The 27000-nt window shown below is 68.8% G+C and carries 19 protein-coding genes and 2 pseudogenes; 7 read left to right on the forward strand and 14 right to left on the reverse strand.

Annotation, left to right across the window (positions count from 1 at the left end):
* Positions 1–33: 33 nt before the first annotated feature.
* Positions 34–927, forward strand: a complete 894-nt coding sequence (locus ACZ407_RS05530; protein ID WP_468125722.1) for an RICIN domain-containing protein — start codon at positions 34–36, stop codon at positions 925–927.
* Here ACZ407_RS05530 and ACZ407_RS05535 read toward each other — a convergent pair.
* Positions 903–1091 (reverse strand): DUF397 domain-containing protein, encoded by a 189-nt coding sequence (locus ACZ407_RS05535; RefSeq protein ID WP_468125723.1) that lies wholly within the window; start codon positions 1089–1091, stop codon positions 903–905. The genes ACZ407_RS05530 and ACZ407_RS05535 overlap by 25 nt on opposite strands.
* Before the next feature lie 2 nt (positions 1092–1093).
* Positions 1094–1978, reverse strand: a complete 885-nt coding sequence (locus tag ACZ407_RS05540; RefSeq protein ID WP_468125724.1) for a helix-turn-helix domain-containing protein — start codon at positions 1976–1978, stop codon at positions 1094–1096.
* 211 nt (positions 1979–2189) lie between these two features.
* Here ACZ407_RS05540 and ACZ407_RS05545 point away from each other — a divergent pair, with 211 nt between their 5' ends.
* Together ACZ407_RS05545 and ACZ407_RS05550 are read left to right on the forward strand one after the other, a co-directional pair.
* The gene (locus tag ACZ407_RS05545; protein ID WP_468125726.1) at positions 2190–2606 is read left to right on the forward strand and encodes an ATP-binding protein; all 417 of its coding nucleotides are present in this window, start codon (positions 2190–2192) and stop codon (positions 2604–2606) included.
* Positions 2607–2615: 9 nt separating this feature from the next.
* On the forward strand, positions 2616–3266 hold the full coding sequence (locus ACZ407_RS05550; RefSeq protein WP_468125727.1) for a transmembrane-type terpene cyclase: 651 nt from the start codon (positions 2616–2618) through the stop codon (positions 3264–3266).
* Here ACZ407_RS05550 and ACZ407_RS05555 read toward each other — a convergent pair.
* The 8 genes and pseudogenes from ACZ407_RS05555 to ACZ407_RS05590 all read right to left on the reverse strand — a co-directional run bounded on the left by ACZ407_RS05555 (position 3226) and on the right by ACZ407_RS05590 (position 14710).
* Entirely contained in the window at positions 3226–3534 is a 309-nt protein-coding gene (locus tag ACZ407_RS05555; protein WP_468125728.1) for an N-acetyltransferase, read from the reverse strand. The genes ACZ407_RS05550 and ACZ407_RS05555 overlap by 41 nt on opposite strands.
* Positions 3535–3640: 106 nt before the next feature.
* A pseudogene (locus tag ACZ407_RS05560) lies at positions 3641–3763 on the reverse strand (IS630 family transposase); the annotation flags it as partial.
* A 75-nt stretch (positions 3764–3838) separates the two neighbouring features.
* Entirely contained in the window at positions 3839–4297 is a 459-nt protein-coding gene (locus ACZ407_RS05565; protein WP_468125729.1) for a hypothetical protein, read from the reverse strand.
* A 234-nt stretch (positions 4298–4531) separates the two neighbouring features.
* A complete protein-coding gene (locus ACZ407_RS05570; RefSeq protein ID WP_468125730.1) occupies positions 4532–5032 on the reverse strand; it encodes a hypothetical protein in 501 nt (166 codons plus the stop codon).
* A gap of 184 nt (positions 5033–5216) precedes the next feature.
* The gene (locus tag ACZ407_RS05575) at positions 5217–5711 is read right to left on the reverse strand and encodes a hypothetical protein (protein ID WP_468125731.1); all 495 of its coding nucleotides are present in this window, start codon (positions 5709–5711) and stop codon (positions 5217–5219) included.
* Between the two features lie 222 nt (positions 5712–5933).
* Positions 5934–6110 carry a hypothetical protein gene (locus ACZ407_RS05580; RefSeq protein WP_468125733.1) on the reverse strand — a complete coding sequence of 59 codons (177 nt, stop codon included), beginning with the start codon at positions 6108–6110 and terminating at the stop codon, positions 5934–5936.
* Between the two features lie 251 nt (positions 6111–6361).
* Positions 6362–7696 (reverse strand): annotated as a pseudogene (locus tag ACZ407_RS05585) (dihydrolipoamide acetyltransferase family protein); the annotation flags it as partial.
* A gap of 738 nt (positions 7697–8434) precedes the next feature.
* Positions 8435–14710 carry an RHS repeat domain-containing protein gene (locus tag ACZ407_RS05590; RefSeq protein ID WP_468125734.1) on the reverse strand — a complete coding sequence of 2092 codons (6276 nt, stop codon included), beginning with the start codon at positions 14708–14710 and terminating at the stop codon, positions 8435–8437.
* Between the two features lie 528 nt (positions 14711–15238).
* Between ACZ407_RS05590 and ACZ407_RS05595 the strand changes: the two genes are divergently transcribed.
* Positions 15239–18163: an FG-GAP repeat domain-containing protein gene (locus ACZ407_RS05595; protein WP_468125735.1), complete on the forward strand. Its 2925-nt coding sequence runs from the start codon at positions 15239–15241 to the stop codon at positions 18161–18163.
* 70 nt (positions 18164–18233) lie between these two features.
* Here the strand turns inward: ACZ407_RS05595 and ACZ407_RS05600 are convergent, their stop codons facing one another.
* The 3 genes from ACZ407_RS05600 to pdhA are packed head-to-tail and all read right to left on the reverse strand — an operon-like array spanning position 18234 to position 21896.
* Positions 18234–19706 carry a dihydrolipoamide acetyltransferase family protein gene (locus tag ACZ407_RS05600; protein ID WP_468126058.1) on the reverse strand — a complete coding sequence of 491 codons (1473 nt, stop codon included), beginning with the start codon at positions 19704–19706 and terminating at the stop codon, positions 18234–18236.
* Between the two features lie 19 nt (positions 19707–19725).
* Complete coding sequence (locus tag ACZ407_RS05605; RefSeq protein WP_468125736.1) at positions 19726–20706, reverse strand: alpha-ketoacid dehydrogenase subunit beta; 981 nt, start codon at positions 20704–20706, stop codon at positions 19726–19728.
* Between the two features lie 2 nt (positions 20707–20708).
* Positions 20709–21896 carry a pyruvate dehydrogenase (acetyl-transferring) E1 component subunit alpha gene (gene pdhA, locus ACZ407_RS05610; RefSeq protein ID WP_468125738.1) on the reverse strand — a complete coding sequence of 396 codons (1188 nt, stop codon included), beginning with the start codon at positions 21894–21896 and terminating at the stop codon, positions 20709–20711.
* 323 nt (positions 21897–22219) lie between these two features.
* Here pdhA and ACZ407_RS05615 point away from each other — a divergent pair, with 323 nt between their 5' ends.
* Both ACZ407_RS05615 and ACZ407_RS05620 read left to right on the forward strand, forming a co-directional pair.
* Entirely contained in the window at positions 22220–22879 is a 660-nt protein-coding gene (locus tag ACZ407_RS05615; protein ID WP_468125739.1) for a response regulator, read from the forward strand.
* A 94-nt stretch (positions 22880–22973) separates the two neighbouring features.
* The gene (locus tag ACZ407_RS05620) at positions 22974–23396 is read left to right on the forward strand and encodes a pyridoxamine 5'-phosphate oxidase family protein (RefSeq protein WP_468125741.1); all 423 of its coding nucleotides are present in this window, start codon (positions 22974–22976) and stop codon (positions 23394–23396) included.
* Between the two features lie 10 nt (positions 23397–23406).
* Here the strand turns inward: ACZ407_RS05620 and ACZ407_RS05625 are convergent, their stop codons facing one another.
* Positions 23407–25011 (reverse strand): protein kinase domain-containing protein, encoded by a 1605-nt coding sequence (locus tag ACZ407_RS05625; RefSeq protein WP_468125743.1) that lies wholly within the window; start codon positions 25009–25011, stop codon positions 23407–23409.
* A 302-nt stretch (positions 25012–25313) separates the two neighbouring features.
* Here ACZ407_RS05625 and ACZ407_RS05630 point away from each other — a divergent pair, with 302 nt between their 5' ends.
* Entirely contained in the window at positions 25314–26996 is a 1683-nt protein-coding gene (locus tag ACZ407_RS05630; protein WP_468125744.1) for a protein kinase domain-containing protein, read from the forward strand.
* The last annotated feature ends 4 nt before the right edge of the window (positions 26997–27000 follow it).

Raw genomic sequence — 27000 nt, forward strand, 5'->3', positions numbered from 1 at the left:
CGGGCCCGTACGGCCGGGTGCACGATGGGAGCCATGACGGGATCCATGGCGGGATCCGTGGCGGGATCCGTGGCGGGATCCGTGGCGGGATCCGGAATCCGCCGGAGACTCCCGGCGGCCGCGCTCGCCGCCGTGCTGGCGGGCTTCACGGCTCCCGCGGCCGCCGCGGGCCCGTACGGGCCGGACACCTGCGTGGCGGGCTACGTCTGGCGGGTCGCCCTCCCGGAGGACCACGTCTGCGTCACCCCGCAGGTACGCGAGCAGACCCGGCTCCAGAACGCGGAGAACGCCGCGCACACCACCCCCGACGGGACGCACTGCCGCCCGGGCTTCGTCCGGCGCGAGGCGGTGCCGGCCGACCCCGTCTGCGTACGGCAGTCCGTACGGGAGTCCACCCGCGCGGCGAACGAGCAGGCGGCGATGCACTGGGAGGCCACGCGGGACCGGGCGGAGCCCGGCGCGTACGTGCGGGATCCCTTCACCCGCACCCTCGACCGGTTCGCGGTCCGCAGCGGGGCCGGGGCGGGGCTGTTCCTGGAGGTGCCGGAGGCGGGCGACAAGGTCGGGGCGGGCCTGGTCGTACGCGAGCACGGCGGCACCGGGGCCGGGGCCGCTGCGCAGCGCTTCGCCTTCCGGCAGGGCAAGGGCGGGCTGGCGTACCGGAACACGTTCGAGGTCGTGGCCGCGGGCAGCGGGAAGTGCCTGGACGCGACCGGCTGGAACGAGGGCGAGGGCGCGCCGGTGCAGCAGTGGCCGTGCCACGGCGGCCCGACCCAGAAGTGGTACCTGGAGCGCAGCCCCGACAACCGGTGGCAGATCCGCTCCCTGCACAACGACAAGTGCCTGACGGCGGGGGCCCCGGACGAGGCCGTCCGCCAGCGGGACTGCGCGGGCGCGCCGGATCAGGCGTGGTCGCTGCTGAACTGACCGAGGAAACGGGCCCAGGCCCCCGGCCCGACGGTCACGACCGGGCCCCCGTCATGGGCCCGCTTGCTGTCGCGGACGGCGACGACCCCGGGGACGTTGCGAGCGACTTCGACGCACTCGCCGGCCTGGCTGTGGCTGTAGCTGGACTTCGTGAACTCGTACATGGCTAGGCCCCCTTGCCCGCCTTTTCGATCAGAACACCGGACTCGCGCGGTGAAAGGCTACGTCCCACAAGGTCCGCGAACGCCCCCTCGTAGCGGGCGGTCCCTTCGACGCTGTCGACCCACGTCGTGCTCCTGAAGGACTCCGCGTAGACCACGTCGATGAGCCCGTCAGGCCCTGCGAGCGAGAGCAGGCTGAATCCCCCGCCAAGGCCCGGATGGGCCCCTGCGTGGAAGGGGAGCACCTGAATCTCAACGTTGGGCAGCCGGGCCATCTCCAGCAGGTGGTTCATCTGCGCCCGCATGACATCGGCGCCGCCGACCTGCTGGTACAGCGCGGCTTCCGACAGCACCGCATGCAGGTGCAGCGGCCCGTCTGCCCGCAGGCGTTCCTGGCGCCTGAGCCGCGCACCGACCATGACTTCACTCTGGGCCTTGTCGCCGGCTCCGGCGTCGTTGAACGGCAGCGCTCTCACGTAGTCAGCGGTCTGGAGGAGCCCGGGGATCAAGCCCAACTGCCACGCGCGCACATGCGTGGCAGCGTCCTCCAAACCCATGTACTCGACCATCGGGCCGGTCTCGTAGACCTCGTTCCACCAGCCCTTGACCTTGCGTCGCTCCCGGTCGATGCGCGCCATGTCGAGTAGCCAGCCCACGGTTGCGTCGTCCGTGACGCCGTACAGCGTGCAGAGCGCGCGGACGTCCGGGTCGCGGAACGGCACCCAGCCGTGTTCCATCTTCGCGACCTTGGCCCCCGTCGCGCTCAGCGCCTGCGCAGCCTGGATCTGCGTGAGGCCCGCTGCATCCCGCAGGCGCAGCAGTTCGCCGCCGAGTCTGCGAGCAAGCGCCGTCGACACCCGGTTGCCCATCAGGGCCTTGTTCACCGCCACTTGCCCCCCTTTCGGTTGCGCGGCCAGTTTGGCATACCACCTGGGTTGAATTTTCCCCGCAACAACTTGCGCAACGATCCAGCGCACCCCTACCGTCGGTGACGAGGCAAATACCCACCGCACGGCGCCGATTGGCGGAAGTGCACCGCACCCGCCTGCCCGGGTGCGGCAGAGCCACCCCCTGGCGCCCCGCACGCGAAAGGTGCGCACCGTGCTCGTAGACATCACCCGCCACGACGTGGCGAACTACCCCCCGCAGCTGGACTCCGTCACCACCGCTCGGCGGCGGGCCGCCTGGCTGGCCGTCGCGTGGGGGCATCCGGGGGCCGCCGCGGACGCGGCCCTCGTGACCAGCGAGCTGACCACGAACGCCCTGCTGCACGGCAGCATCAGCGACCGCTACATCCGGGTGGAGCTCGGGCTCGACGGACGGACGCTCCGGATCGCCGTCACCGATCCGAAGGGCGAGCGCCGGCCCGAGCTTCAACACGTCGGCACCGACCGCCGGTTCGGCCGGGGCCTGCACATCGTGGACGCGCTGTCCGGCCGGTGGGGGGTCACGGACCTGACCGTCGGCAAGACCGTGTGGGCCGAACTCGCCCTTCCTGCCGCGGGAGTTCCCACGTAGGGTCCGGCCGTGGATCTCTTCCTGACGGCCGTCAGCGGCCTGGCCTGGACCCTCGTGTACGTCTCCGCCATCCGCACCGGATTCGCGCAGCGCACGTACGCCATGCCCGCAGCCGCCCTCGCCCTCAACTTCGCGTGGGAAGTGATCTACGCCGCCAACGACGTGCGCACGGGGATCTCCGTCCAGGGGGTCGTGAACATCGTCTGGGCCCTGGCCGACATCGCCATCGTCTACACGTACTTCGCCTACGGGCGGCGCGAACTGCCGGGCTTCGTGACCCGGCCCCTCCACGCCGCCTGGGGCGTGCTCCTCTTCGGCAGCGCCTTCGCCGTGCAGGCTCTCTTCTTCGCCCACTTCGGCGCGCACGACGCGAGCCGCTACGCGGCCTTCCTCCAGAACCTGCTGATGTCGGGGCTGTTCATCGGCATGTTCGCGGCCCGCGGCGGCAGCCGGGGGCAGAACCTCACCATCGCCCTGTCCAAGTGGCTCGGCACCCTCGCGCCCACCATCCTCTTCGGCGTCCGCGAGGACGCCCCCTTCATCCTCGGCCTGGGCCTGCTCTGCTCCCTCTTCGACCTGGTCTACATCGGCCTGCTCGTCCAGGACCGGCGCAGCCGGATCACGCAGAAGGCTGCGGCACCGGCTCCGGCTCGAAGTTGATGCGGATCTCGGTCGTCGCGTAGCCGGCGCGGTGGAAGGCGGCGGCCATGGGGGCGTTCACGCGGTCCGTGGTCGCCGTGATCCGGTCGGCACCGGCCTCCGCGTGGAAGCGGGTGATCCAGGCGAGCAGGTCGTCGATCAGACCGCGGCCGCAGCTGGACTTCGCATGCGGCTGCGTGTTCGCACGGCGGGGAAATGGGCGGGCCGGGCACAGGGGCGACTGGCGCTGGGCAACGTCGTGCGGGTCAATTGCGCGCGACGCAGACACGGGCGGGGCAGGTACGCGACTTCGGCTGGTGCCCGGACTCACCGGCCCGGTCCGGGGACTCCTTCCAGGTTTTCGTGCGCTGGAAGGAGATCCCGCGGCGGGCCGGATTCAGGTTGTCCCACACCCATACGATCGGGGCGCCGAGCTGGTGGTGCGCGAGCACGATCAGGTCCCGGTAGTCCCGCCAGGCGGCCCCTGGCCCGCTTCGTCCTCGAACCAGATGTAGGCGTCCAGGTCCGCCGCGATACCGCGGGGATCACGAGCCGGCACGACCGGCCGCTATCGCGAGTTCAACCTCAGCAGGTCAACCAAAGACTGCCAGCGACAGGCAGACAAGGGCGGCAGCCATGCACGCATCCGCGACCCAGGAAATCGTGAAAAATCTACTGACCGAATTTTCGGGATCGACACGCTGGTATCCACTCGCGAATGATTCGATTTCACGGGCGGCCTTCTCCGCGGAGCCCACGAAATGATCAATCAAGGACCCCCCGAAAGCGGTCACCGCAACGTCTCCCATCTGGCGCACCGAAACAACAATACCGCCATTTGCACCCAGAGCCACCCGGGTGACCTGCGAAATCGGAACCCTGTAAGTCAGAACAGGGTTCACTATTCTGATTGAATCTGCACACAGAACGACGCGGGACCCCATGATCCTGCGAACGATGGCCACCGTTACCAGACATACTGCCATCACTGCGAACGAATCCCGACGCGATGCATCGGAGGCCTCCACCCCGGCGCCGACGGAAAGCCCCATCAACACAAGAGTCACAAACCAAGACACCAAGACACTGGACACCCTCCGAAGCCTCTTGTGCTTGAAGGGTATCCACCATAGGCGCTTATACACCCCCACCTCGGCTCACATATCGATTTAGCGTGCGGAAGATGAAGAACCCCGCGGATTGGTGATCCACGGGGTTCCCTGTGGTGCAGTTGCCGTCAGGAGCCGAGCGCGCTCAGCTCAGCCCTACAGCCGATCCGACAATAACTACTGCAGTCTCACGAGCCAGGCCGCAGCGAAAGGGAACACGGCGATCACCAAATCGGCAAAACCGAAATAAATTCTACGCTTTCCGGAGATCGCCCCTCCCCCGACTTTGGATCCACAAGACTCCATCCAGCCGCGCATAAACCTTCGCGCTGCCGTTGCGGAGCGGTGCCCCAGATGGCTCCGAGAGAAGGCCCATACTTCCCAGTCCCGATCACCAAGCAGGAAGCGAACACCTCCACCCGCACTCTCAATTGAATTGATTTCCGCACAGTGGACCATGCGGGTCAAAAGCGGCGTCACCTCTTGGATATAGCCGTCGGGCCGCAGCACCACGCGGGGGCATAGGGCCACTCTGCGAAGGGTCATCGCCAGGAAAGATGCCGTAACCATCATCCCGATACCCTCGGTCGCATCAAAGTAGGCCGAGCTGGCGCCCATAACGCCCAGGAACGGCACGAGCGAAAGCAGTGGAATCCAGGCGAAAAGAACTGTACCCACCCTCCGAACATGAACCTCCCCGTCAGCCCTTCGGGAGATCAGCAACCCCGCCTCGATTTTCACTAGCAGTATCCCGCATTGTTTCCGATTGCATTCACTCCGCCGCAATTTGTTGAAGCCCTGAAGCAAATTGCGACAACCATGCAGACGCAGGCTGGCAGTCCGATGAAAGCAAGTAATCCAGTCAGAACATGGTTGACATGTGGCTTGCGCCTGCGACCACGGCTGCGGAGAGCAGTGAAATATCTGCCGGTAGACACCTGGTAGCTTTCTTGACAATTTCAGAATACCGGGTTGCATTCGACTCGAATCTAGCCGCCGATGCCCACTCCTTCACCCTCAGTTCGGCCATTCCGGCACTGCCGATAAATCGGTCGATCAAGGAGCCACTGAAGGCGAACACCGAGATCTCCTTACCTCCACGAAGTGAGATCCGGAGCGTGCCGTCATTACCGACACGCACCCACGCCACATCTCCACGAGGAATGAAGTAGGTGGTGACAGGATTGACTACCTTCAGGGTTGTCGGAGTGAGAATCAGTTTAGCCGAAGCGATCCTCCCCACCACGAAAGAGAGCGTCAGGTAAACGGATACCCCGTAGGCGCCTCGCGCAATCCCATTCTTGGAGAAGACCGATGCAACCGCGACGGCCATGATGCCGCCGATCGCCAGGAGCAAGGACCAAGAGAGCACCCTCATGGACGACCTTCGGAGAATCACATCGTGGGAAGGCACGCTTTCCGGTTTCCCCTCTCGGGCATCCGCTATTTGCCGCCATGCTCATCGCTCCGGAACTGTCACTCACTGAACTCGCCGCAGCCCCGCACGAGGGCGCAACGAGGCCGAGTCCGGCGACCAGGAGGTTCCAGGCGCTTCGGAGGGTGTCTGAATGGCCCACGGTCAGACACTGCCTCCGGCGATCCACACGCCGACAGTCAGCACCGTGCTCGCAAAGAGTGCGACCCTCAGCAACACGAGCGGGCTCTTCCTTGACCTCCGCTCCCTGGCGTCCACAATCGCCAGGGCGATGAAGAGTCCGACAGTCGCACCGAAAAGGAGGCGCGCGTACTCCGCCATCTCAACTCACCTGTCTCCTGGCCGTATTGTCCGCTCAAACGCGCACGTGCGCACGTTGCGCCTCGACTTCGGGCATCTGGCGGATCATGTGGTCAGTCTGCTTGTCGGAGACCCGCGTTGAGTAGATCTCCTGGCCGAAGAGGCTGGATCCGATCGCGTTGGCCGGTGCTGGACACCGGGCTCGGGGCCGGAAAGCCCGAAGGGCCCCCGCCTTTGTCGGCGGGGGCCCTTCCGTTGTGCTCTGGGTGCCGTTACGACCAGGTGATCAGGCGGCGGGGGTGTTCCAGGACGGCGGCGATGTCGGCCAGGAACTTGGAGCCCAGTTCGCCGTCGATCAGGCGGTGGTCGAAGGAGAGGGCCAGGGTGGTGACCTGGCGGGCCTTGACCTTGCCCTTGTGGACCCACGGCTGCGCCTTGATCGCGCCGACCGCCAGGATCGCGGACTCGCCCGGGTTGATGATCGGCGTACCGGTGTCCACGCCGAAGACGCCGACGTTGGTGATCGTCAGGGTGCCGCCCTGCATGTCCGACGGGGAGGTCTTGCCCTCGCGGGCCGTGCCGACCAGGTCGGACAGGGACTGCGAGAGCTCCGCGAGGGTCTTGGCGTGGGCGTCCTTGATGTTCGGGACGATCAGGCCGCGCGGGGTGGCCGCGGCGATGCCCAGGTTCACGTAGTGCTTGAGCACGATCTCCTGGTTCGCCTCGTCCCAGGAGGCGTTGACCTCCGGGTTGCGGCGGACGGCGACGAGCACCGCCTTCGCGATGAGCAGCAGCGGGTTGATCCGCAGGCCCGCGAGGTCCGGGTCGGCCTTGAGCTCCTGGACCAGCTTCATCGTGCGCGTCACGTCGAGGGTGATGAACTCGGTGACGTGCGGGGCGGTGAAGGCCGAGCCGACCATCGCCGCCGCGGTGGCCTTCCGTACGCCCTTGACGGGGATACGGGTCTCCCGCGCGCCGGGCTCCGCGGCAGCGGCCGGAACCGCGACCGGAGCCGCGACCGGGGCCGGGGCGGCAGCCGGGGCCGGGGCCTCGGCGACCGGGGCGGCGGCCGGGGCCGGGGCGGCGGCCGCGTGGACGTCCTCGCGGGTGATGATCCCGCCGGGGCCGGTGGGGACCACCGCGGCGAGGTCGATGCCCAGGTCCTTGGCGAGCTTGCGGACCGGCGGCTTGGCGAGCGGGCGCTCGCCCGCGGCCGCGTGGCCGTTCTGCCCGTTGAGGGTGACCGGGCCGGCGGGGGCCGGGACCACCGGCGCGGCCGGGGCCGGGACCGCCGCCGCGGGAGCCGCAGGAGCGGCGGCAGCGGCCGGCGCACCGGCGGGAGCCTTCCGCGGGCGGCGCTTGGAGGAGCCCTGCTGGACCCCGTAGCCCACCAGCACCGGCTGGCGGCCCTCCGGCTCGGCCTCCTCGCCCGCTCGCAGTGGACCATCGAGAACCGGCTCCACTTCGTCCGCGACACCACCTTCCGCGAGGACGCCTCGAAGATCCGAACCGGCCACGGCCCCGGGAACATGGCAACCCTGCGCAACCTGGCGATCAACACCGTCCGCGCCGCGGGGCACCAGAACGTCGCCGCCGGCCTCCGGCACGCCTCCTACGAACCGTTCACCCGCCCGCTCGACCTCCTGGGCGTCGCCCGATCAGCACACTCACAAGATCATCAGACTTTGCAATGCCCCTGCCCCCACGCGGCCCTCAATCACCCCTTTAGCTTGGACGTGCCAAAATTCCCGCACCCTCAGACACACGGTCCCGGCGGGCCATCCAAGCGCCGAGACGCACAGAGATGGAGCAGACGACAAGGCCCCGGGGATACCCCCGGGGCCTTGTCATGACACGCGGCAATCACGAGTGTCGCACCACTCGAACCAATTACCGCGATTGAGCTCGGAAGGCGCAAAGTGCCCGACGCAGATCAGACACCTGATCAACTACGCGCTGATTGTCCGAGCCGTCGGCAGAGCTATACCCAGCCAGGATACTGAGCTCTACACCCTTACCCCCCGCCAAATTTATGACGGGTACGGATGTTTGAACCAGACTCCCTCCCCGCCTTTCGCAGACAACATCCTCAATGCTGCTCCATTGGATGTTCCGGGATCTAACGATCCCCCGGTAGCGCACCCCCGCCGCGTCAAAACTCACGCGCGCCAGCGGAGCACGAAAGGAAGCCCAGGCCCCTCCACCGAGCAGCACCGTCAGGGTGAACTCAGAGCCACGCCAGCCGAAATTTACTAGCGCCGCCGCCCCCAGCGCTAAGGCTAGAAGCCCGAGCCCAGCTACCAGGAGATTCCAACTGCTCCGCAGGGAGTCTTGATCGCGCAAATCTACGGATCCTCTCGAAAGATGTTTGCGATGGAAGGTGCGCCAACCGCCACCTGATACAAGGGATGGTAAGCCTCGCCGCCCCGCCAGGCAGCCCCCTCCCAGAAGCTCGGAGCCCTCATGGGTTCGCGCCACCGCGAAAGCCGGCCAAATTTCGCGTAACGAAGGGCAGATCCCGCACCGAAAGAACCTGCTGAAATTACGGTATCGGCAGCGTTAGCCTTCCAGGTCTTTTTCCAACCACCCTGCTCGTGCGCTCTCTGTTCCATCCGCACACCAAGGGCTATTGCCTGCAGACCGGCACAGGAAGCCCATCCGACAGCGGGGAAGAAACAGGCTCCGGTGGCAATACCCGACACCACCATGCCGCGATTCTTCCACAGCCATAGGCCTGCCGCTTTTGCGCCATCTGCAAGTTCTCTATGACGCTCTTCGAACCAAGCATCAGCATGCTTGGCCAGGCCAACCGCACCTCGCACGCTAGACAGGCCCCGTTGGATGACGCCAAGGGTGTGCGTCACCTTGCGGCGTTGTTCCTCGGCCCTGGTATTCCCAGTACCCTTCGGGCCGGACGAAGCGTTGCGGCAGTCCGGGTCGCGCTGGCAGGCGAGGTACTCCTGGCGCTGCTGGTTGACCCAGCCGGGGGCGAGGGTGCCGCCGGAGGCCTGGGTCTGCTTCTTGTAGTTCTTTCCGTATCCGACGACCGTGGTGCCCTTGTCCTTGCAGACGTACTGGCCGCTCTGGCACTCCGGGAACGCTTCGCCCGTGGGGTCGGAGAAGGTGACCGGGTTGTTGTTGCCGTAGCTGTACGCGTTGTGCTGGCGCGGGTCGAAGGTGATCATCAGCGGGTCGACGGAGAGGAAGCGGCCCGTGTCGGGGTCGTACTCACGGGCTCCGAGGTGCGTCAGACCGGACGGGTCGGAGGTGCCGCCCACGAAACCGCGGGATCCGAAGGAGCTCGTGGTGGACAGGCCGTCGCGTACGCCGCCGAAGGGCAGCTGCTTGCGCCGGGTGATGGCCAGGGTTCCCACCGCGACTGCCGTGAGGGCGGTGCCGTGGTGGTCTCCGAGCAGGTAGGAGACCGTTCCGCCGTTGTTGACGGCGACGGTCTGGCCGTTGTGGCTGTAGTAGCGGGTGCCGGTCTTGGTTCCGTTGGCGTTGAGGGTGAGTTCGTTGCCGTTCGGGAGGGTGAGGACGCTGGTGCCGTCGCCGTTCTTGGCGAGGAGGCGGTTGCCTTCGGCGTCGTAGGTGTAGCTGGTGGTCTTGCCGGCTTCGGTGAGCGTGGCGAGGTGGCCTTCGGCGTCCCAGGTCAGGGTCTGGTTTCCGTCACCGGTGGGCCGCTGGGTGGTGTTGCCGGCGTTGTCGTAGACGTAGGTTCCGGTCCGGCCGTTGTCCGGACCCCCGGTGATTGTCGTCTTCTGCACGGCGTGCGGCCGGTCCACCCCGGGAGCCGGCGCGGGCACGGTGTAGGTGGTGCGGACATCCGTGCCCAGGGAGGTGCCGGTGCCGTGGTCGGTCTGGGTGGTGCGGTTGCCGATCTTGTCGTAGCCGAAGGACAGCCAGTACGCGTCCGGACCGCCGACCGAGGTCGCGGACGGAGCCGTGGAGCAGTCGGACTTGGCGGTCCATGCCTGCGTCATCTGGCCGAGTGCGTCCTGGGCGAAGCACTGGGTGTCAGTGGACTTCTGGGCATCCTGCCCGCTCACCGTCTTGAGACCGGTCAGGTTGCCGGACGGGTCGTAGGCGTAGGTGCGGTCGTCGATCCGCTGCGGGGCGAGGTCGCGGTCGGTCACCTGGCGGATCATGCGGCCAGTGTGCTCGTCGTAGACCTGGGTTGAGTAGACCTTCTTGCCGAGAGGGCCGAATTCTGTCCTGACGGGGCGGGAGAAGGCGTCGTAGATGGTGTTGGAGACGAGGATCGCGCCGCCGTTGCTCAGGCGCATCGGCTGGTCGTCTTCGTTGTACCTGGTCGTGACGTACTCGGAGGGAACGTCGCCAACGGCCGGGTTGAGGGTCGATTCGAGCAGACCGGTCTTCTCGTCGTAGCTGTACTTCCAGGTGTAGCTGCCCGCCAGAGCACCCGCACCCGTCGGGACGGTCACCGTGGTGGACGTGGGCTGGTAGCGGTCGTTGTAGCCGTTCACCGCCGTGACGTACGCCGCGCCGCCCGCGTACCGGGTGCTGCTGGTCAGCTGCCCCTTGGCGAGGGTGTCGTACGTCCACTTGGCGAGGACCGTGGTGCCCTGCTTGAGGTCGGTCTTGCGGCCCAGCGCGTCGTAGCCGGTGGTCAGGGTGATGCCGCGCGCGTCCTTGGTGGTCACCGGGCGGTCGAGGACGTCGTACGTGGTGGTGGCGATGCCCTTGTCCGGGTCGTCGACCTTGGTCTGCCGGCCGCGGAAGTCGAACGTGTAGGTCCACGTGTTGCCGGCCGGGTCGGTCATCGACGTCGGCTGGTCGTTGCTGTCGTAGCGGTAGGTGGTCGTGCGCGGGTCGGTGAGCCCGGCTCCGGCGTAGCGGATCAGCTGGGTGGTCCGGCCCTGGGCGTCGGTGACGGTGGTGGTGGCAGTGCCGCCCTGCGGGGGCACGACCGTGGTGCGGTCGCCCTCGTATGTGGTGGTGGTCTGCGACTGGGGCACGGAGAACTTCAGCTTCACGGACTTGGTGATGCGGCCCGTGCCGTCGAAGGTGTTCTCGGTGACCGACGGCAGCTCGTTCATGGCCTTCGCCGTCACGAGCTTGGCCGACGGGGCTCCCTCCGCGTAGTAGGGGTCGAAGGTATGCCGGGCCCAGCCGTGGCTGTCGTAGTGGGTCTCGGTGACGATGCTGTCCTGGGTGCCGTTGGCCCAGGCCTGGGTCTGCCGCTCGCGCAGCAGGCCGTCGTACAGGCTGTAGGTGGTCTGGTAGTTGCCGTCGCTCTTGAGGGTCTTGGTGGTGACGGCGTTGATGTCCGTCTTGGAGATCTTGTATTCGTACGCGGCGGACGGCTGGGTCGGGTGGTCGGCCATGGACCAGCCGGGCTGCCAGACCTCCGTGACCCGGCCGAGGCCGTCATGGGAGGCATCGGTGCGCTTGCCGTTCGCGTCCACGACGGTCACCGGAACCCCGCGCTTGGGGTTGTAGGTGGTCGTGGTGGTCTGGTCGAGGGCGTTGGTCTCGGTCTTCGTGACCGGAGGCGCGACGGTGGCGGGGGTGTAGACGACGGTGCTCACCGTGTCGCCGAGCGCGTTCTTGGTGGTCAGCTCACGGCCGTGGATGTCGTACGTGTGCGTGGAGACGGTCTGGAAACCGGTGCCGGCCGCGTCCTGCTCCTCGCGGCGCGTCACGTTACCCTCGACGGGCGCCGTGGTCAGAGTGGTGGCGTCGTCGTAGTAGTTGCGCTTGACGGAGACCAGGTCAGCAGGCAGCGCGGGCTGGCCGCAGGGAACCGAGACGACCTTGACTTCGGAGGCCAGGCCGAGGATGTAGGTGCCCTCGGGCGTGTACGTGGTCGTGGTGCACTCCTCGTCACCGCCCTTGTCCACGTCACCGCTGTCCGACTCGGAGAAGACCCGGCCGTACTCGTCGTGCAGCCATTCCTTCTCGGTGGTGCGCCAGCCGGTGCCGACAGCGGTGCGTGCGCGCTCCTTTGAATCGCCTGTGGCGTACGCGTAGAGCGACGGCAGGCCCTCGGCCCGCGTCTCCGTGGCGGTCGGCGTCTTCGACATCCACGGCGTGAGGCTGCTGGTGCTCTCCAGCTCGCCGCCGTCACCGTTGTACGTGGCCTCGGCGCGGATCATGCCCGCGAACGGCTCCTGGTCGGCGACCTCGACGCCCTCGAAGTCCTTGACCTTGGCACCGGTGATGCCGCGGAAGAACCGCGTCTCGCTCAGCGTGCGCTGTTCCGAGCCGGCGCCGGTACGGGTCTGGAGCCGTCCGAAGCCGCGGCGGTCGCCGTAGGTGAGGTGCTTGGCCTGGGTGAACTCGTCGTCCTTGGCCTTGGCCCAGGCCATCCCGTCCTTGTAGCTGTAGTTGGTCTGCTTGGCGGTGCCGATCTCGGTACCGTCCTGCTCCAGCACCTGCGTGACCACGTAGGCGTGGAACCAGTCGAGGTAGGGCTCGTACTCGGCTGCCGGGGCGTCCGGTGGCGACCACATCACGGGGTAGCACCGCCGCGTGTTGGACGAGGGGGACGGCACGTCACCGGCCTTGCAGTCGGGTGCCGAGTAGGTTACGCCGATCGTGCCCCCGGACTCCGTGCCGACCGCCGAGACCCGGTACCGGGCGTAGGAGGGCAACGGGTCGGACTTGCCTCCGGTGTTGGCGCCCACCACGCGGTTGGACAGCTTGACGGGCTCGAAGGTGACGGCGGGCAGCGAAGTGGCCACCGAGGCGGGCGGGGTGCCGGGGGCACTGTTCGGGGTGGCACCCGTCCGCGTGATCGAGGACAGCCACAGCGGCTCGTCCGTGCCGGGCTCGATGAACTTCTGTACCAGGTCCCAGGAGTCGACCGGCGAGTACGTGGTGCCGACCAGGACCGAGGTGTCGATCCCGGTCAGGCGCTTGCGAGTCCAGAAGGACGGCGAGTAGCGGTCCTTGCACTCCGTGCCGGAAGCGCAGTACTGGTCGAAGGGGACGTCCTGCCAGTTCTTGGCGTTGTCCTTGTCGAACGTGCCGCAGCCGGTGAAGCAGCGTTCGGTGACGGTGAAGTCCACCTTGGCCGCCGGCTTCGCGTAGTAGTCCGTGGAACGGAGGCCGTACTCGATGCGCTTCAGGTAGCCGCCGCGCGTGTACGGCGTGGCCGTGGAGGCACCGGTGTCGGGGTTGACGTTGCGGCCGTAGTAGTTGCCCTCCTTGGCCCAGTAGTAGACCATCGCGTCGCCGTGGGGGTCGACGACCAGGTCCAGGTTCCAGCGCCACGCCTGCTGGCACCAGGCATCCTTGAACGCCGCGTCGTAGCAGGGCTCGCCTGCGTGGTTGCCGTAGACGGGCACGGTCCAGGCAGAGTTCGTCTCGGCGTCGCCCTCGGCCCAGCCCTTGGCCCGGTTGAGGCCGAAGTAGTAGCGGGTGCCGTCCGGTGTGGTGACCCGCCAGTACTCGCCGTTGTCATCGCCGTTGTTGTTGGTGGTGCTCGCGACCTTGGAGATCTTCGTGCCGTCGTCGCCCTCCAGGTGCCAGGTCTTCGACGCGGTGTCCCAGATGAGGGTGCTGGTCTTGCCGCCCAGGTTCAGGACGGCGTTGTCCTTCTTCCAGCAGAGGTCGCCGACCTTGGCCGTGGCATTGTTGCTGCCCGTCTTGTCGTCCGTGCAGGGTACGTAGCGACGCTCGATGAACCCGGGGTCGAGTGACCAGCCGTCGCCGACCCAGTTGGCCTGGTTGTTCGTCGCCGCCGTACGGCCGTCGATCGACTGGGAGGAGTACGACAGGCTCAGGTCCGGGCTGAGGCCGCCGGCCACGTCCGGGGTGTCGATGTCGTAGCTCCAGTTGAACGAGCCGTTGGAGCCACCGGCCGTCCACGATGCCGACGGGGACAGCGGAGTCGCGGCGAAGCTGCCGGAAGGGCCGGAAGGCGCGGCGTCCAGCGCGAACAGAAGCGTGCCGGAGGCGGCGGTCAGCCCGGTCACCGAGCGGGCGCCGCTGACGGCCTTGGACACGGGTTCCGCGCCTGCACCGGTGGCGGCAAGGCTCGCTGAGGGGAGTTCCGCCTCTGCGGATACGGTGTTCGCGGAGGGGTTGTTGCGGCTCTTCAGCATGCGACCGGAGGCGCATCCCTTCGCGCCGGGAGTCGAGAGCGCACAGGCCGGGAGCTGCCGGAGCACGAGTCGCGTGCTCCATGCGCCGCCGTAGGCGCCGGCGAATCTGGAGTAGTCGACCTTGATCTCTGCTTTCGCCTTGGGACCCGCCAGGGGGCGGACGGCGAAGACGACACCTGCGATGCCCAGCTTTCGCGCAGTGTCCTGGTCAAGGGTCTGGATGCGGGCCTGCCGGGCTGCTGTGGAGCGCAGACTGACGGGCAGCGAGCCGGCCTTCGCCGGCTTCTTCGCACCGGACTCGGCGGTCGCGGCGCCGGGCGTGGGCCAGGCGGCCTGGGGCGGCCTGGCTGATGTCGCCCCGCCGCCGTGCGCGGCGACCGGGGACTTTCTTCCGACCTTCTCAACCGGCACGGGATCCGGTTTCTTCAGTTTCAGCAGCGAGAGCTCCGCCGCTGCGGCCACAGGCCCTCCTATGAGGCCTGCAAAAAGGAAGAGCGCCAGCAGACCGGCCATCTGGCGCAGCACTGCGGGCAGCTTTCTTCTGTTCATTCACCCACCCCTGTTTCCCGTCTTCATCCCCCGATTTACCGGCAGCTACGGGGCTGCCGCTCGGGACGGTAACAGGGCCCCTCTCAAGGAAAACCGGATTATTCCGCTCCAGCCAAAAGGAACAAGCCGTATATGCAGTCGACGCCCCGGGCTCTTGCTCTGTTCATCCGCGATCGCCCCGATATTTCTGGCGCCTTTGAGCCATAACAAGGCGACACGCCCGACGCCCCACAAGGTCACACCTGGACCGCAGCGGGGCTGGTGAGGTTGTGTTTTAGGGTGCGAGTTGGTCTGTCCAAACCGGGAGGGGAGCGAATTGTGGAAAACTGGACAATGAGAAGAAAAAAGACCCGGACGGGAGGGTTGGTTTCGGCGCTGCTGGTGGGGGCTTTCATCGCTGCGCCTGCCTTTCAGTCACCGGCCATCGCGAGCGAAGCAGTCTCCGATCCCTCAACGCTCTCAAGCGAAAGCAGGGAGGAATCCGAGGCCGTTGAGAAGGCGGCGGAAACAGGGGTCCGCGTAGAGCTGATGTCCCGGCGCACCGAGACGTCCCAGGTGTTCGCCAACCCCTCCGGCAGCTTCACGGAGCAGAGGTACGCCGTCCCGCAGTGGACCCGTCAGAACGGCAGCCTCGTCGACATCGACACCACGCTCCGCCGCAGCCCCGGCGGCAGTGTGAAGCCGCAGGCGACCACGGTGGGACTGGAGTTCTCCGGCGGAGGCCAGGGGCCCCTCGCGACGATCACCCGTGCCGGGCGCAAACTCGCCCTCTCCTGGCCCGCACCGCTGCCTGCGCCCACCATCGAGAGCGACACCGCGACTTACGCCGAGGTCCTGCCGGGCGTGGACCTGAAACTGCGGGCCGGCTCCTCGGGCTTCACCCACCTGCTGGTCGTCAAGTCGGCCGAGGCCGCGGCCAATCCGGCGCTGAACACCCTCAACTTCTCCCTGACCGCTGACGGAGTGGACGTCTCGGCGGACGAGCACGGCAACCTCCGTGCGCTCAACCCGGCAGGGCAGGAGGTCTTCCGCGCGCCCACCCCGCGCATGTGGGACAGCTCCACCAGCCAGACCGCCGCGTCAGGCGCGAAGGCGGCCGCGCAGTCCGCCCCGAGCGGCACGGAGCAGTCCGCCCCGGCGCCCGCGGACGAGTTCGAGCCCGGCAGCGGGGCCCAGCAGGCGTCCATGGACGTCTCCCTCACCAAGAACCGGCTCACCCTCACCCCGGACCAGGCAATCCTGCGGGGCCCCGGGACGAACTATCCGGTCTACATCGACCCGCCGATCGACGGTGACCTCGTCACCTGGGCCATGACGTACAGGCCGACCCCGAACACCTCCTACGTCAACGGGGCAGGCTGGGTCAACGGCGACGGCACCAACGGGACCACCATCGCCCGCGTCGGCCAGGAGGACTGGACGGACGGCCGCGCCCGTTCCTACTTCACCCTGAAGACCGGCAACCTCTGGAACACCCGCAAGAAGATCACAAAGTCCACGTTCCGGATCAAGAACACCTGGTCCTGGTCCTGTCAGAAGAAGCCGATCATCGCCTTCCGCGCCGGGCCGATCTCCAGCGCCACCACCTGGGCGAACTCCCCTGCCTGGTACGGGCAGCTCGGACCCACCGTCGTGGACGCCAAGGGCTGGAGCAGTTCCTGCCCCGGCGGAAACCTCGCCTTCGACGTCATCAACGCCGCCACCTGGGCCGCGACCAACAAGAAGCCCGACGTGACGATCGGACTGGTCGCCGGGGACGAGTCGGATGTCTACGGCTGGAAGAAGTTCGACGCCAAATCAGCCGTGATGGAAACCGAGTACAACACCTACCCGGACACGCCCAAGGGCCTCTACACCTACCCCGACAGCGGCGACAACTGCGGCACCACCACCCCGTACGAAGTCCTCGGCAGCGGTGACGTCAAACTCATCGCCGGCCGCGTCTCCGACCCCGACGGCGGCACCGTCAACGCCCGCTTCGTTCTGTGGCCCACGGGCCACGGAGGTGCCGACAACGAGGTCAACATCACCGTCGCCAGATCCAGCGGCCAGCCTGCCAGCCTGCTCGTCACGAAAGCCAGACTCGAAGAACTGCTTGGCAAGGCCGGGCTCGGCAAAAACGGCACCTTCACCTGGTGGGTCCGCGCCGAGGACGGCAGCCTGAACAGCAACTTCACTGCCCAGTGCCACTTCACGTACGACGGCGCCGTCCCCAGCCAGCCGCCCGGCATCAACTCCTACGTGTTCCCCGACGGGTCCGACGGCTGGCCCGCTCAGACCGGCCCGGCCCGCACCACGGCCCTGTTCAACCTCACCAACGGCCGCGTCTCGGACATCGTCAAGTACGAGTACTGGACGGACTGGGACCCCACGGTACGGACCGCACTCCGCAAGGAGCACCCCGACGGCTGGGAGGGGATGGCCGACCTGGCGGAGGTCTACCTGAAGCCGCCGTCGGCCGGGCTGCACACCCTTCACGCACGCAGCATCGACGCAGGCGGCAACCGCTCGGTCCGGGCCATCTACTTCTTCTACGCCAACAGCCCCGCCACTCCCGACAAGCCGGGCGACCTCAACGGTGACGGCAACAGCGACCTGTACGCCCTCAAGCCCACCGGCGACCTCCTGCTCTACCCCGGCCAGGGCAACGGCTACCTCGCCCCCGCCACCGTCGCCAGCGGTACCGACTTCACCGATGCACTCATCACCCACCGCGGCGACTGGACCAACGACGGTTTCGAGGACCTCGTTGCCACCACGCCCGGCCCCGAGGGCAAGCGCCAACTCGCCGTGTATCCGAACAACGGTGTCGGCTACGCCTGCACCGCCCGCAATGAACAGGCCGACGGCGCCTCCCAGCAGTGCCTTACGCCGACGGTCGAACTCAAGGTCCACAACGAGGACAACAACCACTGGTACAACGCCGACCAGATCCTCGCCATCGGAGACGTCGACGGGCCTCTGAACACCGACAGCGACCCCGAACCCGAGGTCGCCGGCTATCCCGACCTCCTGGTCAAGCAAGGCAACCAGCTCTGGCTCTACTTCGGCTCCGCCTCCGGCATCCTCGACGCGGAACGCGAGCCAGTCCTCATCGGCAACGGCGGCTGGTCCACCCACGACCTCGCCGCCCCCGGAGACCGCAGCGGCGACGGCCGAATCGACCTGATCGCCCGTGACCGTGCCAACGGCGAGCTCAAGCTCTACCCCGGCACCGGCCCGAACGGCGAAGGACTCGGCTCCGGCAGCGTCTCCACCGTCATCGGGACGAGTTGGACGCCCGCCAGCCGTCCGCTTCTCGCCGCCGCCCCCCACGGCTACGCCGACACCGATGGCAAGCCCGACGCGTGGGCCACCACAGGAGACGGAAAGCTCTACTTCTACCGAGGGATCACAGGGCCCGGCACCGTCGTCGGCACCGGCGGCTGGAACGCCTTCCAAGCCATCGGCTGATCATGAGATGAAAGCCCGAAGGGCCCCCGCCTTTGTCGGCGGGGGCCCTTCCGTTGTGCTCTGGGTGCCGTTACGACCAGGTGATCAGGCGGCGGGGGTGTTCCAGGACGGCGGCGATGTCGGCCAGGAACTTGGAGCCCAGTTCGCCGTCGATCAGGCGGTGGTCGAAGGAGAGGGCCAGGGTGGTGACCTGGCGGGCCTTGACCTTGCCCTTGTGGACCCACGGCTGCGCCTTGATCGCGCCGACCGCCAGGATCGCGGACTCGCCCGGGTTGATGATCGGCGTACCGGTGTCCACGCCGAAGACGCCGACGTTGGTGATCGTCAGGGTGCCGCCCTGCATGTCCGACGGGGAGGTCTTGCCCTCGCGGGCCGTGCCGACCAGGTCGGACAGGGACTGCGAGAGCTCCGCGAGGGTCTTGGCGTGGGCGTCCTTGATGTTCGGGACGATCAGGCCGCGCGGGGTGGCCGCGGCGATGCCCAGGTTCACGTAGTGCTTGAGCACGATCTCCTGGTTCGCCTCGTCCCAGGAGGCGTTGACCTCCGGGTTGCGGCGGACGGCGACGAGCACCGCCTTCGCGATGAGCAGCAGCGGGTTGATCCGCAGGCCCGCGAGGTCCGGGTCGGCCTTGAGCTCCTGGACCAGCTTCATCGTGCGCGTCACGTCGAGGGTGATGAACTCGGTGACGTGCGGGGCGGTGAAGGCCGAGCCGACCATCGCCGCCGCGGTGGCCTTCCGTACGCCCTTGACGGGGATACGGGTCTCCCGCGCGCCGGGCTCCGCGGCAGCGGCCGGAACCGCGACCGGAGCCGCGACCGGGGCCGGGGCGGCAGCCGGGGCCGGGGCCTCGGCGACCGGGGCGGCGGCCGGGGCCGGGGCGGCGGCCGCGTGGACGTCCTCGCGGGTGATGATCCCGCCGGGGCCGGTGGGGACCACCGCGGCGAGGTCGATGCCCAGGTCCTTGGCGAGCTTGCGGACCGGCGGCTTGGCGAGCGGGCGCTCGCCCGCGGCCGCGTGGCCGTTCTGCCCGTTGAGGGTGACCGGGCCGGCGGGGGCCGGGACCACCGGCGCGGCCGGGGCCGGGACCGCCGCCGCGGGAGCCGCAGGAGCGGCGGCAGCGGCCGGCGCACCGGCGGGAGCCTTCCGCGGGCGGCGCTTGGAGGAGCCCTGCTGGACCCCGTAGCCCACCAGCACCGGCTGGCGGCCCTCCGGCTCGGCCTCCTCGGCCGCAGCGGCGGGCGCGGCGGCGGCAGCGGCGGCGGGGGCCGGGACCGCGGCGCCGCCGCCCTCACCGGTGTCCACCGTGATGATCACCTGGCCCACGTCCACCGTGGTGCCCTCGGGGAAGCGCAGCTCGGCGACCACCCCGTCGAACGGGATCGGCAGCTCCACGGCCGCCTTCGCCGTCTCCACCTCGCACACGACCTGGCCGTCGGTGACGGTGTCACCGGGCTGGACGTACCACTTGAGGATCTCGGCCTCGGTGAGGCCCTCGCCCACGTCGGGCATCTTGAACTCGCGGACCGCGCTGTTCGTCGTCATCGTCGTCACGGACCTCTCCTCAGTACGCCAGCGAGCGGTCGACGGCGTCGAGCACGCGGTCCAGGCCCGGCAGGTACTCGTCCTCCAGGCGGGCCGGCGGGTACGGCGTGTGGAAACCGCCGACGCGCAGCACCGGCGCCTCCAGGTGGTAGAAGCAGCGCTCCGTGATGCGAGCGGCGATCTCCGAGCCCACGCCCAGGAAGACCGGGGCCTCGTGGACGATCACCAGGCGGCGGGTCTTCTCGACCGAGGCCTGCACCCCGTCGAAGTCGATCGGGGACATCGAGCGCAGGTCCACGACCTCGACCGACTTGCCCTCCTCGGCGGCGGCCGCGGCGGCCTCCAGGCACAGCTTCACCATCGGGCCGTACGCGGCGAGGGTCAGGTCGCTGCCCTCCCGCGCCACGCGCGCCTTGTGGAGCTCGCCGGGGATGGCCTCGACGTCCACCTCGCCCTTGTCCCAGTAGCGGCGCTTGGGCTCGAAGAAGATCACCGGGTCGTCGCTCTGGATGGCCTGCTGGAGCATCCAGTACGCGTCGGAGGCGTTCGAGGGGGAGACCACCTTGAGGCCGGCCACGTGCGCGAACAGCGCCTCGGGGGACTCGGAGTGGTGCTCGACGGCGCCGATCGCACCGCCGTACGGGATGCGCACGACGACCGGCATCTTGACCTTGCCGAGGGCGCGGGCGTGCATCTTCGCGAGCTGCGTGACGATCTGGTCGTACGCCGGGAAGACGAAGCCGTCGAACTGGATCTCCACGACCGGCCGGTAGCCGCGCAGGGCCAGGCCGATGGCGGTGCCGACGATGCCGGACTCGGCGAGCGGGGTGTCGATGACCCGCTCCTCGCCGAAGTCCTTCTGCAGACCGTCGGTGATACGGAAGACGCCGCCGAGCTTGCCGACGTCCTCGCCCATGATCAGGACCTTCGGGTCCGTGTCGAGGGCCTTGCGCAGCGACTCGTTGAGCGCCTTCGCGATCGACATCTTTTCGATGGCCATGGTCAGTTGCCCTCCTCGAAGGACGCGAGGTAGGCGGCGAACTGGGCGCGCTCCTCGTCGACGAGCGCGTGTCCGTCCGCGTAGACGTTCTCGAAGATGGCCATGGTGTCCGGGTCGGGCATGGCGCGCACGGCCTCGCGGACCCGCTTGCCGAGGGTCTCGCTCTCGGCCTCCAGCTCCTCGAAGAAGGCCTCGTCGGCGCCGCCGGAGGCCAGCAGGTGGCTCTTCAGGCGCTCGATCGGGTCCTTGTGCTCCCAGGCGGCGCGCTCCTCGTCCCGGCGGTACTTCGTCGGGTCGTCGGAGGTGGTGTGGGCACCCATGCGGTAGGTGAACGCCTCGACCAGGGTCGGGCCCTCGCCGTTGCGGGCGCGCTCCAGGGCCCAGCGGGTCACGGCCAGGCAGGCCAGGACGTCGTTGCCGTCCACGCGGACGCCGGGGAAGCCGAAGCCGGAGGCACGCTGGTAGAGCGGGACGCGGGTCTGGCGCTCGGTGGGCTCGGAGATCGCCCACTGGTTGTTCTGGCAGAAGAACACCACGGGGGCGTTGTAGACCGCCGAGAAGGTGAAGGCCTCGTTGACGTCGCCCTGGCTGGAGGCGCCGTCGCCGAAGTAGGCGATGACCGCGGAGTCGGCGCCGTCCTTGGTGATGCCCATGGCGTAGCCGGTCGCGTGCAGGGTCTGCGAGCCGATCACGATGGTGTACAGGTGGAAGTTGTTGCCGTTGGGGTCCCAGCCGCCGTGGTTCACGCCGCGGAACATGCCCAGCAGGTTGGTGGGGTCCACCCCGCGGCACCAGGCGACGCCGTGCTCGCGGTAGGTCGGAAAGACGTAGTCGTCGTCCCGCAGGGCGCGGCCGGAGCCGATCTGGGCGGCTTCCTGGCCGAGCAGGGAGGCCCACAGTCCCAGTTCGCCCTGGCGCTGCAGGGCGGTGGCCTCCGAGTCGAAACGGCGGGTCAGGACCATGTCGCGGTACAGCCCGCGCAGGTCGTCGGCGGTGATGTCGGCGACGTAGGGGGCGAATTCCGAGGACTGTGCGTCCTCGACCCGCTCCCCTTCGGGCGTCAGCAGCTGTACGAGCTGGGGCTCGGCACTCTGGGTGGCAGCGGCGCTCTTGCGGGCGCCCGCGCCCGCCGCTCGCTTGGTGCCGCTGCTGCGTCGCGGCTTGCGCGCGGCAGTGCTCTCCACGGTCACGTGTGCTCCTCCGTCGGTCCGGCACCCGGGGTCGTCCGGGGACCAGTGCGGCTCGCCTGGATCCGTACAGGCGCACGGGGTGGGTGCGGCTTGACGGGAATCAGGCGTGACAGTCGCCCCGGCGAGTGCCCTGCACCAAGCACGTTACCCAGCAGCCCGCAGAACTGCGAAACCCCATCTGACCTGCGTTTTTACTTGGATTTCCAAGTAAATCCGAGGTTTCTGGAACAACCACTGGTCACAGCCTTGCAGGGGGCCGGAACAACGGCACGTTATCCCGGGTAACTGCGGCAGGGAAGGGGTGAGTATGTGAAACTGGCGTAGTGCGCGAAGACGGAAAAATCACTGTATTCCTGCTTGACGACCACGAAGTGGTACGTCGGGGCGTCTATGAGCTGCTGTCGAGCGAATCGGACATCGAAGTGGTGGGTGAGGCCGGCACGGCCGCCGACGCTTTGGTGCGCATTCCGGCCACCCGGCCCGACGTCGCGGTCCTCGACGTACGGCTCCCGGACGGCAGCGGGGTCGAGGTGTGCCGGGAGGTCCGCTCGCAGAACGAGGACATCAAGTGCCTGATGCTGACCTCGTTCGCGGACGACGAGGCGCTGTTCGACGCGATCATGGCCGGGGCCTCGGGATACGTCCTGAAGGCGATCCGGGGCAACGAGCTGCTGAACGCGGTGCGCGACGTGGCGGCCGGGAAGTCCCTGCTGGACCCGGTGGCCACCGCCCGGGTGCTGGAGCGGCTGCGCGACGGCAAGAACGGCAAGGGCGACGACCGGCTCGCGAACCTCACCGAGCAGGAGCGCAAGATCCTCGACCTGATCGGCGAGGGGCTGACGAACCGGGTGATCGGCGAGCGGCTGCACCTGGCCGAGAAGACGATCAAGAACTACGTGTCCAGCCTGCTGTCCAAGCTCGGCATGGAGCGCCGCTCGCAGGCCGCGGCGTACGTGGCCCGGCTCCAGGCCGAGAAGCGCTGACCCGGGATCCGGCCCGGCACACGGGACCAACGTCCCCGATCATGGGGGCGGGCTCCTCTGGCCCGGCGGCCTCCGGCCGGCGGACAGTGGGGGCATGTCCCCCCAGGAGCTCCACGCCATCGAACTGCTGCGCCGGGTGCCGTACGGCCGCGTCGCCACCAGCATGCGCGCGCTGCCGTTCCTCGCCGCGGCCCGGCACATCGTGATCGACGGCCGGGTCGTGCTCCGCATGCACGCGGGCTTCGGCTACCACCAGGCGTGCAGCGGCAGCGTCGTCGCCTACGGGGCGGACAACTTCAACAGCGGCGAGGACCACCTGTGGTCGGTGCAGTTCACCGGGACGGCCGAGACGGTCGAGCCGACCACGGCCGAGCTGGAGCTCTTCGGCCCCGGCCCGCACTACGTGGACGGCGAGCTCTTCGACCCCGTCTACATGCGGATCGAACCCCAGTTCGTCACCGTGCACACGCTGGCGGGCGCGGCCGCTTCGGACCGCGCCTTCCAGCACGCACTGTGACCCGCGCGGCTCAGCGCGTGGTGCTGCCGCCCTGGCCCTCGCCCACCGGGTCGCCGTTGGCACCCGGGCTCTCGCCCGTGTCCGGGCTCTGCGTGGGCGGGGTCGGCTCCGAGGGCTCCGTGGAGGGCTCGGCGCTCTCCGACGGGTCCGTGGTCGGCGGCTCGTACGAGGGCGTCGGCGAGGGCTCGTAGCTCGGCGAGTACGAGGGCCGGCGCGACGGGGTGTACGAGGGGGTGTCCTCGGAGGGCTCTTCCTCCTCCTCGGACGCACTCGGCTTGTCGGGGCTCGGGGTGTCGGCCGAAGGGGACTTCGAACCGGAGATGCCGGGCTGCTTGTTCGGCTGCTCGCTCTTGCCGCCGCTGCCGCCGGCCTTGTCCATCGCGTAGACCACGCCCACCGTGACGGCGAGCACCGCCAGCACCGCGAACAGCCACATCCGCCAGCGTCCGGCGCCGCCGGAGGCCTGGCCGCCGTGGCCGTTGCCGTCGTGGTAGCCGCCGCCCCCGCCGGCGAAGGCGGAGCCGTCGTCCGGGTTCAGCGGGGGCACCATCGGCTGCCCGAACTGCGAGGTCGTGGCGTGCGCGGGGTAGTGCGGCTGCGGGCCCGAGCCGGCCTGGGACATCGCGGCCGTCGGCGCGGGACCCGCGACCTGGCCGTGCGGCAGGGCCATGGTGACCGGGCCGGTGTTCCACGTACCGGTGTGGCCGCCCTGCTCCTGGAGCATCTGGAGCGCGTACTGCACCAGCCCGCGCATCTCCTCGGCGCTCTGGAACCGGTCGTCCGGGTCCTTCGCGAGCGAGCGCATCACCAGGCCGTCCAGCTCCGCCGGCACGCCCTGGGCCACGTGGGAGGGCGGCACCGGCGCGTCCTGGACGTGCTGGTAGACCACCGCGAGCGGGGTCTCCCCGGTGAACGGGGGCCGCAGCGCGAGGAGTTCGTACAGCAGGCAGCCGGTCGCGTACAGGTCGGAGCGGTGGTCCACGGCCTTGCCGAGGGCCTGCTCCGGGGAGAGGTACTGGGGCGTGCCCATGACCATGCCGGTCTGCGTCATCGTCGACTGCGCGCCGTGCAGGGCGCGCGCGATGCCGAAGTCCATCACCTTCACGGCGCCCGTGTTGGTGATGATGACGTTCGCGGGCTTGATGTCGCGGTGCACGATGCCGTGCTGGTGCGAGTAGGCGAGCGCCTCCAGGACGCCCGAGACGATGATGAGGGCCTGGTCCGGTCCCGGCGCCTCGGCGCTGATCAACAGGTCCCGGATGGTCCGGCCTTCAACCAGCTCCATGACGATGTAGGGGACGACGTTCGGTCCGACCCGGTCCTCGCCCGAGTCGTACACGGCGACCACGGCATGGTGGTTGAGGCCCGCGACCGACTGCGCCTCGCGCGTGAAGCGGGCCTTGGAGACCGGGTCCTCGGCGAGGTCGGCGCGCAGCAGCTTCACGGCCACCGTGCGGCCGAGCCGGACGTCCTCGGCGGCGAAGACCTCGGCCATGCCGCCGCGGCCGAGACGGTGCGTCAGCCGGTAGCGGCCCTCGCCGACCAGACCGCCCGCGCCGAACTGCTCCGGAACGTCTGACATCCCGGCGCCGTTTCCCTCGGGTTCGGGTGCCATCAGTCCTCGCCTGTCGTTTCCGGGCCGCTCCCGGCGGGGGTCGCGGTGCTCTTGTGCAGGGTGCTCCGGTGAACGCTACAGCCTTTGCGCCGTGCACCGGTCAGGGATTGCGCCGGGGGCCGCCGGGGAGCCGGCCCGAGGTCGACGCGGCGTCCTGGTGTGGTCACGGAACGGGAACCCCGGCTTGACGTGTGCTAGCCCTCCGGCAGACTGGGCGCCGTAAAAAGCGGATCGCCAGGTCCCGCAGGTGTTCGCGGGGGCCGGCAGGGGTTCGCAGGCATCGCCCGAGGGGAAGCAGAGTCATGAGCCAGGACGGCACACAGGGCCGGTACGCAGGCGGTTCCCTGGCCCGTGGCCGTTACCAGCTACGGGACTTGCTGGGTGAGGGCGGCATGGCGTCGGTCTACCTCGCCTACGACGCATCGCTCGACCGGCAGGTGGCCATCAAGACGATGCACACCGAGCTGGGCCGCGAGCAGTCCTTCCGCGAGCGCTTCCGGCGCGAGGCCCAAGCTGTAGCGAAACTGTCGCACACCAACATCGTGTCGGTCTTCGACACCGGCGAGGACACCGTCTCAATGGGTGGGACGGACTCCGGCGACGGCGCCCCGATGCCCTACATCGTCATGGAGTACGTCGAGGGCCGCCCGCTCGGCTCGGTGCTCCACGCCGACATCGCGCAGCACGGGGCGATGCCCGCGGACCGCGCGCTGAAGGTGACGGCGGACGTGCTGGCGGCGCTGGAGGCCAGCCACGAGATGGGGCTGGTGCACCGCGACATCAAGCCCGGCAACGTCATGATCACCAAGCGCGGCGTGGTCAAGGTGATGGACTTCGGCATCGCCCGCGCGATGCAGTCCGGCGTCACCTCCATGACCCAGACCGGCATGGTCGTCGGCACCCCGCAGTACCTCTCCCCCGAGCAGGCCCTCGGCCGCGGCGTGGACGCCCGCTCCGACCTCTACTCGGTCGGCATCATGCTCTTCCAGCTGCTGACCGGCCGGCTGCCCTTCGAGGCCGACTCCCCGCTGGCCATCGCGTACGCCCACGTCCAGGAGGAGCCGGTCGCGCCGTCGAGCGTCAACCGGGCCCTGACGCCGGCGATCGACGCGCTGGTGGCGCGGGCGCTGAAGAAGAACCCGAACGAGCGCTTCCCGACCGCGGCCGCGATGCGCGACGCGTGCGACCGGGTGCTGGCGGCGGGGCGGCCCGGCGCGCCGGTGATCGTCCAGGGCGGGCCCGTGAACAGCGGGTCGGGCGTCGGCTCGACCGTCTTCCCGCCCGTGGACGCCTCCCTCCAGGCCCCGCCCCCGCAGGCCCTCCAGCAGCCGTACCAGCCGGGGCTGTACGCACCGACCCCGCCGCCGGTGCACACGCCTGCGCAGCACGCACCGCACCCGCAGCATCAGCAGCATCCGCAGCAGACGGGCGGGTACGCGTACCCGCCCCAGCAGGCGTACCCGCAGCAGCAGGTCCAGACCCCGCCGCCGTACACGATCTCCCCGCAGACCCCGCCGGTCGGCGGCCGCGGCAAGTCCGGCGGCGGCCGGAACACCCCGCTGGTCGTCGGCGCGGCCGCGGTCGCCCTCCTGGCGATCGGCGGCCTCGTCTACGCCCTGACCGGCGGCGACGGCGACAAGGGCAAGGACACGACGTCCGGCCCGGGCACGACGGCCTCGGGAGCGGCGAAGCCGGGGCACAAGGACGGGGACACGTCGCGAGTGGTCGAGGAGAAGGTCTGCAAGGAGGCGGACGAGTCCTACAAGGACGCCTCCAAGCTCCGCGCACCGAACTTCCGCTACATGCACATCAACTCGGTGAAGGCCTGCCTGCTGGCCGGCCAGTGGCAGTACAAGGTGGAGACCCGCGACGAGGCGGTCTGGGGCGAGGGCATCGTCCTCGACCAGTTCCCGTCCCCGGGCGACGACTTCGACCCGAAGACGGTCGAATTCACCCTCAGGGTCTCCTCGGGCGACCCGCAGTAATTCC

It is taken from the genome of Streptomyces sp. NPDC030809 (assembly GCF_055572195.1).

What these genes read in the sequence shown, in the direction of transcription:
- ACZ407_RS05530 (WP_468125722.1), top strand. Translation starts at nt 34, where the DNA reads ATGACGGGATCCATGGCGGGATCCGTGGCGGGATCCGTGGCGGGATCC.
- ACZ407_RS05535 (WP_468125723.1), bottom strand. Translation starts at nt 1,091, where the DNA reads ATGTACGAGTTCACGAAGTCCAGCTACAGCCACAGCCAGGCCGGCGAG.
- ACZ407_RS05565 (WP_468125729.1), bottom strand. Translation starts at nt 4,297, where the DNA reads ATGGGGCTTTCCGTCGGCGCCGGGGTGGAGGCCTCCGATGCATCGCGT.
- ACZ407_RS05580 (WP_468125733.1), bottom strand. Translation starts at nt 6,110, where the DNA reads ATGGCGGAGTACGCGCGCCTCCTTTTCGGTGCGACTGTCGGACTCTTC.
- ACZ407_RS05590 (WP_468125734.1), bottom strand. Translation starts at nt 14,710, where the DNA reads ATGAACAGAAGAAAGCTGCCCGCAGTGCTGCGCCAGATGGCCGGTCTG.
- ACZ407_RS05595 (WP_468125735.1), top strand. Translation starts at nt 15,239, where the DNA reads ATGTCCCGGCGCACCGAGACGTCCCAGGTGTTCGCCAACCCCTCCGGC.
- ACZ407_RS05600 (WP_468126058.1), bottom strand. Translation starts at nt 19,706, where the DNA reads ATGACGACGAACAGCGCGGTCCGCGAGTTCAAGATGCCCGACGTGGGC.
- ACZ407_RS05605 (WP_468125736.1), bottom strand. Translation starts at nt 20,706, where the DNA reads ATGGCCATCGAAAAGATGTCGATCGCGAAGGCGCTCAACGAGTCGCTG.
- ACZ407_RS05620 (WP_468125741.1), top strand. Translation starts at nt 22,974, where the DNA reads ATGTCCCCCCAGGAGCTCCACGCCATCGAACTGCTGCGCCGGGTGCCG.
- ACZ407_RS05625 (WP_468125743.1), bottom strand. Translation starts at nt 25,011, where the DNA reads ATGGCACCCGAACCCGAGGGAAACGGCGCCGGGATGTCAGACGTTCCG.
- ACZ407_RS05630 (WP_468125744.1), top strand. Translation starts at nt 25,314, where the DNA reads ATGAGCCAGGACGGCACACAGGGCCGGTACGCAGGCGGTTCCCTGGCC.